Origin of the sequence: Luteimonas wenzhouensis (assembly GCF_007859305.1) — a bacterium.
GTDB classification, from domain to species: domain Bacteria; phylum Pseudomonadota; class Gammaproteobacteria; order Xanthomonadales; family Xanthomonadaceae; genus Luteimonas; species Luteimonas wenzhouensis.
In genome coordinates this window covers 100,802-113,447 of the sequence record NZ_VOHE01000009.1, presented here as the reverse complement: position 1 = coordinate 113,447, position 12,646 = coordinate 100,802, and the positions used below count along the sequence as shown (strand labels likewise).

Sequence of the window (12,646 nt, the reverse complement as noted above, 5' to 3'; positions counted from 1 at the left end):
GGGCAAGAAGAAGATGCAAGCCGTGGCGGCGGTGATGCGCAAGCTGCTCACAGCCGTGTGGGCCTTGGTGCGCAACCCCGCACGCTACGACGGCAGCAAGCTGTTCGCGGTTGTGCAGGGTTGACTGCGAACAGAGTGTCTACAGGAGGATGACCTGGTTTGGGGGATGCCGGGCCCCAGACGGGGCGGACCCGGATCGCTCCGGGTCCGCTTGCGGGTCAGGCGTTGGCCTTCTTGGCCTTGGCCAGCTTGAGCCAGGTGTCGACCACGGTGTCGGGGTTGAGCGAGACCGACTCGATGCCCTGTTCCATCAGCCACTGGGCCAGGTCCGGGTGGTCGGACGGGCCCTGGCCGCAGATGCCCACGTACTTGCCCTTGGCGCGCGCGGTCCTGATCGCCATCGACAGCAGCTTCTTGACCGCCGGGTCGCGTTCGTCGAACAGGCCGGCGACGATCGAGGAGTCGCGGTCCAGACCGAGGGTGAGCTGGGTCAGGTCGTTGGAGCCGATCGAGAAGCCGTCGAAGATCTCGAGGAACTCCTCGGCCAGCAGGGCGTTGGACGGCACCTCGCACATCATGATGATCTTCAGGCCGTTCTCGCCCTGGCGCAGGCCGTTCCTGGCCAGCACCTCGACCACTTTGCGGCCTTCCTCCAGGGTGCGCACGAACGGGATCATCACCCAGAGGTTCTCCAGGCCCATGTCGTTGCGCACGCGCAGCACCGCCTTGCACTCCAGGGCGAAGGCGTCGGCGAAGGACGGATCGACGTAGCGGCTGGCGCCGCGGAAGCCGATCATCGGGTTCTCTTCCTCCGGCTCGTAGCGGCGGCCGCCGATCAGGTTGGCGTACTCGTTGGACTTGAAGTCCGACAGGCGCACGATCACCGGGTTCGGCGCCACCGAGGCGGTGAGGGTGGCGATGCCCTCGGCCAGGCGGTCGACGTAGAAGCCCACCGGGTCGGAATAGCCGGCGATGCGCTCGTCGATCTGCTTCTTCGTCTCCGGGTCCTGCTGGTCGTACTCGAGCAGGGCGCGCGGATGCACGCCGATGTGGCTGGCGATGATCATCTCCAGCCGCGCCAGGCCGATGCCGGCGTTGGGCAGCTGGCCGAAGTCGAACGCGCGCTCGGGGTTGGCGACGTTCATCATGATCTTCAGCGGTGCCTCGGGCATCGAGGCCAGGTCGGTGGTGATCCGCTCGAAGGACAGGGCGCCCTCGTAGATGAAGCCGGTGTCGCCCTCGGCGCAGCTCACGGTCACTTCGGCGCCGTCCTCGATCGCCTCCAGCGCATTGCCGGTGCCGACGACGGCCGGCACGCCCAGCTCGCGGGCGATGATCGCGGCGTGGCAGGTGCGGCCGCCGCGGTTGGTGACGATGGCCGCGGAGCGCTTCATCACCGGCTCCCAGTCGGGGTCGGTCATGTCGGCGACCAGCACGTCGCCGGGCTGCACGCGCTCCATGTCCTCGAGCCGGCGCACCACGCGGGCGACGCCGCTGCCGATCTTGTTGCCGATCGCGCGGCCCTCGGCGATGACCTTGCCGCGCTCGTTGAGCGAGTAGCGCTCGATCTGGGTGGCCTTGGCGCGCGACTTCACGGTCTCCGGGCGCGCCTGGACGATGAACAGCTTGCCGCTGACGCCGTCCTTCGCCCACTCGATGTCCATCGGGCGGCCGTAGTGCTGCTCGATGGTCACCGCCTGGCGGGCGAGCTCGTGCACGTCCTCGTCCGACAGCGAGAAGCGGTTGCGCAGTTCGCCCGGCGTGTCCTCGGTGCGCACGCGCTCGCCCGGCGTGTCGGAATAGACCATGCGGATCGCCTTGGCGCCGAGGGTGCGGCGCAGGATCGCGTGCCGGCCGGCCTTGAGCGTGGGCTTGTAGACGTAGTACTCGTCCGGGTTCACCGCTCCCTGGACGACCATCTCGCCCAGGCCGTAGCTCGAGGTGATGAATACCACGTCGCGGAAGCCCGATTCGGTGTCGAGGGTGAACATCACGCCCGAGGCGCCCACGTCCGAGCGCACCATCAGCTGCACGCCGGCGGACAGGAACACGTCCTCGTGCTTGAAGCCGTGGTGGACGCGGTAGGCGATCGCGCGGTCGTTGTAGAGCGAGGCGAAGACTTCCTTGACCTTGCGGACGACGTCGTCGGCGCCGGTGACGTTGAGGAAGGTCTCCTGCTGGCCGGCGAACGAGGCGTCGGGCAGGTCCTCGGCGGTGGCCGAGGAGCGCACCGCCACCGCGACCTCGCCGCCGCCGTTGTCGGCGCACAGCTTCGCGTAGGCCTGGCGGATGTCGGCGTCCAGGTCGGGCTGCAGCGGGGCGTCGATCACCCAGCCGCGGATCTTGCGCCCGGCCGCGGTCAGCGCGCCCACGTCCTCGACGTCCAGCGACGCGAGCCGGTCGAAGATGCGCTGGTGCAGCTGGTTATGGGCGATGAAGGCCCGGAACGCGTCGGCCGTGGTGGCGAAGCCCCCCGGCACGGACACCCCCAGCCCGGACAGCTCGCCGATCATCTCGCCCAGCGACGAGTTCTTGCCACCAACCTGGGCCAGGTCGGCCAGTCGCAGGTCGTGCAGCCACAGGATGTTGGCCGGCGTGTCCGACGGCAGGGGTGCAGGCTGGTTCAAGGGTCCTCTCCAAAGGTCATGACAAAGCCGGTATGTGTCGGCTGAAAAACGTTATTTTAGCGCCCCCAGGGCCAGCCTTCGCGAACGAGGGCACGGAGACAGCGTTGTCAGCGACCCGACCCGTTTTCTATGTGTCCGACGGCACCGGTATCACCGCCGAGACCGTGGGCCACAGCCTGCTCACCCAGTTCGGCAACACCCGCTTCCACACCAGCCGGATCCCGTTCGTGGACAGCGTGGAGCGCGCGCGCGAGGCGGCGGCGCGGATCCGCGCCGCTGGCGAGCAGCACGGGGTGCGGCCGATCGTCGTCAACTCCTCGGTGAACCCGGACATCGCCGCCGAGATCGCCCGCAGCGGAGCGCTGATCCTGGACGTGTTCGAGCCGTTCCTGGCGCCGCTGGAGGCCGAGCTCGGCGAGAAGCGCCAGGCCAAGGTGGGCCAGGCGCACGGCATGGTCGACTTCGAGACCTACCACCGCCGCATCAACGCGATGAACTTCGCGCTCGCCCACGACGACGGCATGTCGACCAACTACGACGAGGCCCAGGTGATCCTGGTCGCGGTGTCGCGCGCGGGCAAGACGCCCACCTGCATCTACCTGGCGCTGCACCACGGCGTGAGCGCGGCCAACTATCCGCTCACCGACGAGGACCTCGAGCACGACCGGCTGCCGCCGCGGCTGCGTGCGCACCGCTCCAAGCTGTTCGGCCTGACCATCGACCCGGTGCGCCTGCACCAGATCCGCCAGGAACGCCGGCCCGACTCGCGCTACGCGAGCCTGGAGACCTGCAAGCGCGAGGTGGCGGCGGCCGAGAAGCTGTTCCGCGCCGAGCGCATCCCGGTGCTCAGCACCACCCACGTGTCGATCGAGGAGATCTCGAGCAAGGTCATGTCCACCCTGGGCATCCAGGGCGTCATGTTCTGAGACGGGGGAGGGCGGTGGTCCGCGGGCCGCATGCGGCGGGTCTGCACGCGCATCGCGCAGCACTCTTAACGTAGGCGTCAGCCTGCGTTCCGTCAATGCTCCCCGTGCGCGACCCCAGCGTGTAGCATCGAGCCATGCAGGAAGTCGCCGTCCCCCGTCAGGCAAGCATTCCCAGGCTGGGCCGTTTCGCCTGGCTGATGGGGTTGTACGCCGAGAACTTCCGGCGCATGACGCGGCTGTTCGAACCGGTCGACCTGGCGCCGGGCCGTTACGTGTCCTCCACCGGCAACGGCCTGGACGTGCAGCTGGACGTGCTCTACCAGCACGCCTACACCACCGAGCTGCGCCTGACCTACACCATGCGCGACCCGGTGACCGGCGAGCCGGATCCGTCGGCCTACCTGCGCCTGTACCGCGACGCCCGCCAGGCCGAGGCCACCCACTGCTACGTCGGCCGGCGCTGGCAGGACGTGATCGGCATGTACCCGCCGGCGGCCGAAGTGGTCGACCACCGCATGCGCATGAACACCTTCCTCGGCAAGTGGCTCGAATACCTGGCCGAAGGCGGCCACGGCGTCGCCACCCTGCGCCTGGTGGAGGGGGCAGGGCATCCCGTGGCGCCGCCGGCCTTCGTCGGGACAGCGCGGAAGGGCTAGGGGAGGCGCGCGCCGCCGGGACACGCCTGCGGCGAACCCGTGACCACCCGCGGCGGGTTTCAGCCGCAGGCGCCCACCAGCACCCTGTCGCCACAGCGCATCTGCAGCCCGACGCCGGTTGGCACGCCGAACGAGGCGTGGCAGCTGCGCGCCATCTGCTTGGCCTGCTCGAGCGCGGCCGCGCGCGTTGCGTGCCGCGCCACCGGGCACTGGTGGATGCAGACCTGCCAATGGTGCTGCCCGTCCGGCTCCACGGCGATCAAGGTCCGCTCCAGGAACAGGCCTTTCGCGGCGTGCGTCATGTCCATGCAGGGAGGATGGTCCCGCTCAGGCCATGGCGCAGTCGGCGCCCGTCGGCCGCCGCTGTAGGAAAAGACCGATGGTTTGACCGTCGCAGCCCTGCGGAGCGGCCGCTTGCGCGGGGACGGAAACGACCACGCCCGCTTGCGCGGGCGTGGTCTGGAAGGTGGCGTCCCCACGGGGATTCGAACCCCGGTCGCAACCGTGAAAGGGTTGTGTCCTAGGCCTCTAGACGATGGGGACGCGGAAACCGGATTCACGCAGTTTCCGCAGGCCGAGCGGAAACTGGAAGGAAGAAGGTGGTGGAGCCAGGCGGGATCGAACCGCCGACCTCCTGCATGCCATGCAGGCGCTCTCCCAGCTGAGCTATGGCCCCACGGCTGGAAGCGCGAAATTGTAAAGGGGTGGTTCGCGAAGCGTCAACACTTCCGTGCGTCGGGTTCAGTCGTTGCTTGCGCACCGCTTCGCAAGCGGGCTGCCGTGTCCTGTCGCGGCGTTGGTCCGGCAAGCGTTCGGGCGCGGTTCGATCCTCGTCCGGCGACACCAGTCTACCGGACGCGGAAATGCCGTCCGGATAACGCTGTCCGGTGCTGTCCGGTCCAGTGCGCCGGCCAGTCGGACACGGAGACACTGGCGAGGGCGGTGCCCGGGCTCCTGCGTCGTCCGCGGACTGGCGGTCGGTACCGGGCGTCAAGGACGCAGGACGAGTTCGCATCAGGAAACACCGTGTGCACGACTTGCAGGCCTTGGGGCTGCGAAGCCATGCCTCGGCCGCCAGCGCCTTCAGTCGCATCCTTGCCGCCCGGATAGGCCCATTCCCGTTCTTGAGGCCGCTGGTCGGGAAGTGGTGTCCGCCGTGCCGCGTGCCGCGAGAGGCGATGGGACACGGACGGCAGGCCAACCTGGCCCATGCCCGGTCGGGCCCCACCAGGCATCACTTAACATAAGAGACATTATGCGAAATAGCGGGTTCGGGCCATGAATGCCACTGGAGTTCAAGTGTGTGCCCTATCCCATTGAACTTCATGGCTACAAGGACGCTCCGGTGGGCACCGCACTCTTATAGGCGTCGCCACCGCAGTCTTGGGGCACTTTACGTGCATGGTCGAGTGCACGTCGGTGACGGGCCGCACACACGGATGCGCCCACGTGGCGGGCCACTTCACGCAGGTCACCGCTCTGCGGGCACATTGGGGACCTTGGGAGGCTTGCCGGACCCTCGAATCGGTCGTTTGCCCCGCGCAGTCTTCGCCTTTGACGGCCCCTCATTCCGGCGCAAAGCCGCTTCCAGTGCAACGGGTAGATCACGGAGCTTACCCAGTTGGTCGTCCAGAGCATCCGCCCGCGCACGCTGGATGCCGGCTTCACGCTCCGCCGCCATCGCTTTCGAAGTGGCTGCCTCAGCCCGCTGGCCCAGCGACTTCTCGGCTTCCGCATGCGCCTTTTTGACGGCCGCCAGCTGATTCTTGAGCTCCTTGCCTTCTTGGCGGGCGCGATCGACCTCGGCGTGGGCGCGATCCTCCACCGTCCGCACGTGGTTCGCCAGGGATTCCCGCTCGGCCTGAGCGGCCTCCTGATGTTCCTGAAGGCGCTGCTCAACCGCCTGGCGGACTGCCTCGGCCTCCACTGCCCGTGCGAGCGCCGCCTCTCGCTGCTGTGACAGTTCCCCGATCTGCCCTTCGAGCCGACTGACCAGCCGTTGCAGTTCGGCCGCCTGGGTCGACGCCACGCGTTCGGCGTGCGCAGCCGTTTCCGCCTGCTCACGCAGAACCGCAGCCTCGCTGCCGAAAGCCTCGCGGTCCCGGTGGAGGCCGTCGCGCTCGTCTTGAAGGGCCGCACGGTCGGCCGCGAGGTCCTCGTCGGCACTGATTCGGGCGCTCTCCAGGGCTAGTGCCCACCACTCCGCCGCAAGGGCGGCGACCGCGTCCGGCGCGGCCGGGACCGCGAGTCTGGCCTGCTGCGCGTGCAATCGTTGGCCCAGCCCTTGCCACCACGTCTCGAGCCACCGAGTGACGGTGTTTGGCGAGCCGGTGCCTAGGTGCGCGCGGATGCGCTCGACGGTCGGTCGCTCGCCAGCGCCAACGATTTCGTCGGCGGCGGTGTCGTAAGCTCCCCCGTCAAGTAGACACGGTAAAAGTAGAGTTTCCGGCGGCTTGTTGACGGTACTCGGCCGGTGTGAGGTCGCCGAGCGAGTCATGGGGTCTTTCCTCGTTGTACTGGATCATCCATCGCCACGTGGCTTCGCGGACGTCGTCGAGCGTGGCGAACAGATGCTGGTCCAGGACCTCTTCGCGCAAGGTCCGGTTGAAGCGTTCGATGTAGGCGTTCTGGTTGGGCTTGCCCGGCTGGATGTACTGGATCGCCATGCCGTTGGCCTTGGCCCACTGGACGAAAGCTTCGCCCAGGAACTCCGGGCCATTGTCCGTTCGGAGCACCTGCGGTAGCCCGTGATTCTGCTTGAGCTGCTCGAACACCCGCACCAGGCGCAGCGACGAGATCGAGGTGTCGATCTCGATGTGCAGGGCTTCGCGGTTGAAGTCATCGACCACGTTGAACGTGCGGAAGCGCCGGCTGCAGGCCAACGCATCGGCCATGAAGTCGGCCGACCACACGGTTTCGGGCAGCTGGGGCACGTACAGCGGCACGCGCTCCCGCTTGGGCAGGCGGCGCTTGGCCTTGCGACGCAGGTGCAGGTTCATCGCCTTGTACACGCGGTAGATCCTCTTGTGGTTCCACTCCGACCGGCGCCGGCGTAGGAATTTGCATCACTTCCAGAAGCCCCAGCCCGGATGGTCTTCGACCAGCCCGGCCAGTGCGGCAATCAGCTCGGCATCGCGCACCGTCCAGTCCAGAGGCGGCCGGTACCACGCCGCCCGCGACAGTCCCACGCACTCACAGGACCGGCGCAGCGGCCGCGCGTGCACCTCGACCAGGTACCGCACCGCCTCGCGCTTCTGCACCGGCCCTACAGTTTTTTTGCGATCAGATCCTTCATCGCCGCGTTGTCGAGCGCCATCTCTGCGTACATCCGCTTGAGCCTGGCGTTCTCGGCTTCCAGCTCCTTGACCCGCTTCAGGTCCGACGCCTCCATGCCGCCGTACTTCGCCTTCCACTTGTAGTATGTAGGCGCGCTGATGCCGGCTTGCCGGCAGATGTCCTTGACCGGCACACCGGCGTCGGCCTGCTTGAGCACGGCGATGATCTGGGTCTCGGTGAATCGGGACTTCTTCATGGAACCTCCTGGCTGGGAAATGTGCCAGAAAGCTCTACTTCTGTGGTGTCTACCTACTGGGGGAGCTTACGCACCAGGTGGAGGTGCGTATCGGTGTCTCAGCTGCGTCTTCCCGTACGGCAGCACGCATGCATGCGCATCATCATGTTGCCTTGGCTGTGTCCAACGAGCGTCCCCACGGTTCATGCTTACGGGGTGTCACGCACCGGCTTTTTCTTCAGCTTTCCATCCACCAGTTCCCAGGTCGCGTCGGCTATCCCGGACGGCACCAAGGCGTGCGTGACCAGCAGCAGGCTGCGACCGTGCAGGATGCGCGGCAGGTCGCGGAAGAAGGCCTGTTCGGCATCGGGGTCGAGCCCTTCGGTCGGCTCGTCGAGCGCGACCAGTGGCGCGCCGGTCAGCAGCACCCGCGCCAGGCACAGGCGCCGCGCCTGCCCGGCTGACAGCGTGCGCCCGCCCTCGCCCAGCCACTGGTCGAGCCCACCGGGCAAGGCGCGGATTTCCTCGTCCAGTCCGGCCTGGCGAAGCGCCTCCCACAGCCCGGCATCGTCCGCATCGGGGTCGCCGATGCGCAGGTTGTCGCGCACGGTTCCCAGGAAGACCGGCGCGTCCTGCGGCAGCAGCGCCACGCGGCGGTGCAGTTCCGGCAGCGACGCCTCGCGTAGATCTACGCCTTCCCAGCAGATGCCACCGGCCTGCGGATCGCGCAGCCGCAGCAGTAAGGCCAGCAGGGTCGACTTGCCGCTGCCGCTGGCCCCGGTCACCACCACCCGTTCGCCCGGCGCGATCCGCAGATCCACGCCCTCCAGCAGCGGCAGCGACGGGTGGTGGCGGAAGTACACCTGCCTGAACTCCACCGCGCCACGCATGGGCAGCGCCTTCGGCCGCGGCGGATCGAGGATCTCCGGGCCGGCCCGCTCGATCTCGCGCACGCGCTCTGCGGCAGCGGAAGCCGCACCGAGCCGTACCGCGCCCCGCAGCACCGGCGCCACCACCTCGAACAATCCGGCCACCGCGAGCACGCAGCCGACCAGCACCGCACCCCCGACCCGTCCCTCGCGCAGCGCCGCGGCGCCCGCCGTCGCCACCGCCAGCATCGCCAGTCCCGCACAGGCCAGCGCCAGCGCCTGGCCCGAGGCGAATGCCCGCGATTCGGACAGCGCCGCCGCGCGCAGGCGGTCGCTGCTGTCGGCCAGCGCGGCTTCGGCGCGTCCGGCCGCACCCAGTGCGAGCAGATCGGCATGGCCTTCGACGGCCTGCAGCACGTGTTGCCGCAGGGCCGCCGCGTGCGCCTGGCGTTCGGCCCCGCTGCGGCGCACGCGGCGCGCCAGCCAGGCCGGCGCGAGCAGCAGGACGCACAGCCACAGCAATCCGACGGCCGCCGCGGCCGGCGGCACGTAGACCGCCAGCACCGCAATCACCACCGCACCGGCGATCCCGCCGACCAGCAGCGGCAGCAGCGAGAGCAGGAAGGTCGAGTCCAGCGCGTCGATGTCGCCGGTCAGGCGCGCGACCAGGTCGCCGTCGCGCCAGCGCGCCAGCTGCCCGGCATCGAGCCGGAGCAGGTTCGCGAACACCCGCGTGCGCAGGTCGGTCAACAGAAGCAGCGTCGCGGCATGCCCGCTGACGCGCTCGCCGTAGCGCGAGAGGATGCGGACGAACGCCAGCCCGCGCACCATCGCCGAGGGCACGAACAGGTTGAACGTCGCCAGCGCGCCGGACACCAGCGCGGTCGCGGTCAGGAACCATCCCGAGACGCCCAGCAATCCCACCGCCGCAGCCGCCGTCACCAGCGCCAGCGCGCAAGCGGGCAGCAGCGTGCGCCAGCGCTGCCGGAACATCGGCCACATCCAGGCCAGCAGCCGCCTCATGGATGCACCTGTCCGCCGGCATCGATCGTCCACCGCCGACCGGCGATCGCGGCCACGACGGGATCGTGCGTCGCCACGACCAGGGTGCGCCCGCGGGCGAACGCAGTGATTTCGGCGAGCACGCGATCGCGGCTGGCGTCGTCGAGATGCGCGGTCGGCTCGTCGAGCAGCAGCACCGGCGCATCGGACAGGAACATCCGCGCCAGCGCGATGCGCTGCGCTTGCCCGCCGGAGACGCCCTGCCCGCGCTGGGCCAGTGGCGTGTCCAGCCCGCGCGGCAGGCCGGCGATCATCGGCGCGAGCCCGGCGGCAGCGATCGCCCGCGCCAGCGCCGCATCGTCCGCGCCGGCGCGCGCCAGGCGCAGGTTGTCGGCGATGCTGCCCGGCGCCAGCCACGGCCGCTGCGGGATCAGCAGAATGTGCCGACGCAGCGCTGCGGCGGGCCACTCCCGCAGCGGCCGACCGTCGAAACGCAGCTCGCCCTCGTAGGCACGCAGGCCGGCCAGCGTCTCCAGCAGCGTGGATTTGCCGCTGCCGCTGGCGCCGGTCAGCGCGATCCAATCGCCCGGCGCGATGTCCGCATGAGTCGGCAGACCGATCGCGCCGCGTCCGGGCACCGGCATCCGCAACGCGCCGACGGAAAACGCCGTCGACGCCGGCGCGGAAGCAGGCGCCGCCTCTTCCACGGGTGCATCCGTGATCTCCGGCAGACCGTCGAACAGTCCCGCGATCTCCGCGACCGCCGCGCGCGCGTTCGCGCGGTCGTGGTAGTGCGCGGCCAGTTGCCGCATCGGCAGGTAAACCTCCGGCGCCATCAGCAGGCAGAACAGCGCCGCCTCCAGGGTCAGCACGCTGGCACGCAATTCCAGCATGCCCAGGAAGGTCAGCCCGAAGTACACTGCCAGCCCGGCCACGCCCAGCGCGGCGAAGAACTCCAGCACCGCCGAGGACAGGAACGCGATCTTCAGCACCGACATCGTGCGCTCGCGCACTTCGTCGCTGGCGCGCGCCACGCGTTCGGCCTCCGCCTGCGAACGCCCGTGGAGCTTCAGCGTGGTCAGGCCGCGCACACGGTCGGCGAACAGGCCCGACAGCCGCGCCAGCGCGGTGGCGTGGCGGCGGCCGGCCGCCTCCGCGCCCCACCCTATCAGCGCCATGAACAGCGGGATGGCGGGCACCGTCAACGCCAACACCAGCGCGGCGATCCAGTCGAACCCGAGCAGCACGATGCAGAACACCGGCGGCAGCACCGCCGCCGACGCCATTGCCGGCAGGTAGCGCGCGAAGTAGCCGTCGAGCGTCTCGACGCGCGCGCTCAGCGCGTCGGCCAGTTCGCCCGAGGCGCGCGCCCGGCTCCACAGCACGCCGGCCGACAGCAGGCGCCGGAACAACGCGATACGCACCGAACGCTTCACAGATTCGGCCGCATGCTGGCCGGCGTGCTCGGCTACCCAGACCAGCGCCGCCCGCACCAGCAGCAGCGTGCCGGCCAGCCCGATCGACGGCAACGCGGCGGACAGCGGCAGCCGGTCCACCACGATCATCTGCAACGCCCGGGCCAGCGCCCAAGCCTGCGGCAGCAGCAGCAGGCCCGACAGCAGCGGCAGCGCTACCGCGAATGCGAGCGGACGCCGCGCCCGGTCGGCCAGCGTCCGCATCCATGCCGCTTGCTTGGGAGGCAATCGCGCGTCGGCGACGGCCTCCCCGCTGGCCGCAAGCGTCATGTTTTATCGATGCGGTCGTGCTCGCGCAGTTCGAACCACATCGCGTTGAGGATGGCGAAGGCGCAGGCCAGGCCCAGCCCCAGGATCCACGAGAAGTACCACATGCCGCTATCTCCCGATCTGTTGCCGATGCGCGCCGCCGTCAGTACGCATTGGGATTTTCCGAAACCGACTCCGGCGTGACCGTGCCGCGCATCACCCGGTACACGTAACCCGTGTAGGACAGCACGATCGGCAGGAACACCACCGTCGCCAGCAGCATCACCCACAGGGTGAAGTGGCTGGACGACGCGTCCCAGACCGTCAGCCCCATGCCCGGCTGCAGCGACGAGGGCATCAGGAAGGGGAACAGCGCGAAGCCCACGGTCAGGATGATCCCCGTGATCGCGGTCGAGGTGGCCAGGAACGCTAGCACCTTCGCACCACGCCACAGCAGCGGCGCCGCCAGCAGCGATGCGGCCACGCCCAGCGCCGGCGCCGCCCACATCCATGGCCATTGCGCAAAGTTGCGCATCCACGCGCCGTCGACCAGATCGACCGTCTTCAGCGCCGGGTTGCTTGCCGCGGCGGGATCGACGGCGCCGGTCAGCACGTGCCCGTCCAGCCCCAACGCGACCCACACACCGCCCAGCGCGAACAGCACGCCGGTCGCCAGGGCCAGCCAGCCACCGACCTGGCGCGCCCGCATCGCGACGTTGCCGTCCGTGCGCCAGGCCAGCAGCGCAGCGCCGTGCGCAGCCAGCATGGTCACGCTCAGCACGCCGGCCAGCAAGGCGAACGGCATGAACAACTGGAACAGGTTGCCCTCATAGACCGGCCTGAGCGTGCTCGGCTCCACGCCGAACGGCAGCCCGAGCAGCAGGTTGCCCATCGCCACGCCGAACACCAGGCTGGCGACCACGCCGGAGCCGCACAGCAACCAGTCCCAGGTGCTGCGCCAGCGGGGATCGGGCAGCTTGCTGCGGTACTTGAAGCCGACCGGGCGCAGGATCAGCGCCACCAGCAGGAGCAGCATCGCCAGGTAGAGGCCGGAGAACGAAGCCGCATACAGCAGCGGCCACGCCGCGAAGATCGCGCCGCCGCCGGTGATCAGCCAGACCTGGTTGCCTTCCCAGACCGGGCCGACAAGGTTGAGCATCACCCTGCGCTCTTCGTCGCTATGCGCCACCACGGGCAGCAGCGCCGCGACGCCGAGGTCGAAGCCGTCCATGACCGCGAAACCGATCAGCAGCACGCCCAGCAGCAGCCACCAGATCAGCCGCAGCGTGCCGTAGTCAAGGGGAATCCACGAAACGTCCATGACCGCCTCC

At 69.3% G+C, this 12,646-nt stretch carries 9 protein-coding genes, 2 tRNA genes and 1 pseudogene; 2 read left to right on the top strand and 10 right to left on the bottom strand.

The features are described from left to right. Positions 1-218 precede the first annotated feature (218 nt). On the bottom strand, positions 219-2,609 hold the full coding sequence (ppsA, locus tag FQY79_RS14155) for a phosphoenolpyruvate synthase (protein WP_146313544.1): 2,391 nt from the start codon (positions 2,607-2,609) through the stop codon (positions 219-221). A 122-nt stretch (positions 2,610-2,731) separates the two neighbouring features. Here ppsA and ppsR point away from each other — a divergent pair, with 122 nt between their 5' ends. Then, positions 2,732-3,553, top strand: coding sequence for a posphoenolpyruvate synthetase regulatory kinase/phosphorylase PpsR (gene ppsR, locus FQY79_RS14150; protein ID WP_146313525.1), 822 nt, complete (start codon positions 2,732-2,734; stop codon positions 3,551-3,553). Positions 3,554-3,687: 134 nt separating this feature from the next. Further along, entirely contained in the window at positions 3,688-4,209 is a 522-nt protein-coding gene (locus tag FQY79_RS14145) for a DUF1249 domain-containing protein (protein WP_146313524.1), read from the top strand. 59 nt (positions 4,210-4,268) lie between these two features. On the opposite strand, the gene FQY79_RS14140 is transcribed toward FQY79_RS14145, so the two are convergent. From FQY79_RS14140 to cydB, 9 genes and pseudogenes are all read right to left on the bottom strand, one after another. Continuing rightward, on the bottom strand, positions 4,269-4,517 hold the full coding sequence (locus FQY79_RS14140; protein WP_146313523.1) for a hypothetical protein: 249 nt from the start codon (positions 4,515-4,517) through the stop codon (positions 4,269-4,271). Positions 4,518-4,676: 159 nt separating this feature from the next. Further along, positions 4,677-4,752: transfer RNA gene (locus FQY79_RS14135), tRNA-Glu, on the bottom strand. 57 nt (positions 4,753-4,809) lie between these two features. Beyond that, a tRNA-Ala gene (locus FQY79_RS14130) sits at positions 4,810-4,885 on the bottom strand. A 795-nt stretch (positions 4,886-5,680) separates the two neighbouring features. After that, positions 5,681-6,706, bottom strand: coding sequence for a DNA-binding protein (locus tag FQY79_RS14125; protein WP_146313522.1), 1,026 nt, complete (start codon positions 6,704-6,706; stop codon positions 5,681-5,683). After that, positions 6,627-7,741, bottom strand: a pseudogene (locus FQY79_RS14120) (IS3 family transposase). The gene FQY79_RS14125 and the pseudogene FQY79_RS14120 overlap by 80 nt, the downstream one beginning before the upstream one ends. A gap of 188 nt (positions 7,742-7,929) precedes the next feature. After that, on the bottom strand, positions 7,930-9,612 hold the full coding sequence (cydC, locus tag FQY79_RS14115) for a thiol reductant ABC exporter subunit CydC (RefSeq protein ID WP_146313521.1): 1,683 nt from the start codon (positions 9,610-9,612) through the stop codon (positions 7,930-7,932). Further along, on the bottom strand, positions 9,609-11,270 hold the full coding sequence (gene cydD / locus FQY79_RS14110; protein ID WP_222434295.1) for a thiol reductant ABC exporter subunit CydD: 1,662 nt from the start codon (positions 11,268-11,270) through the stop codon (positions 9,609-9,611). Before cydD ends, cydC begins: the two co-directional genes overlap by 4 nt. Positions 11,271-11,332: 62 nt before the next feature. Then, the gene (cydX, locus tag FQY79_RS14105) at positions 11,333-11,440 is read right to left on the bottom strand and encodes a cytochrome bd-I oxidase subunit CydX (protein ID WP_146313519.1); all 108 of its coding nucleotides are present in this window, start codon (positions 11,438-11,440) and stop codon (positions 11,333-11,335) included. A 38-nt stretch (positions 11,441-11,478) separates the two neighbouring features. Further along, positions 11,479-12,636, bottom strand: a complete 1,158-nt coding sequence (gene cydB, locus FQY79_RS14100; RefSeq protein ID WP_146313518.1) for a cytochrome d ubiquinol oxidase subunit II — start codon at positions 12,634-12,636, stop codon at positions 11,479-11,481. Between the last annotated feature and the right edge of the window lie 10 nt (positions 12,637-12,646).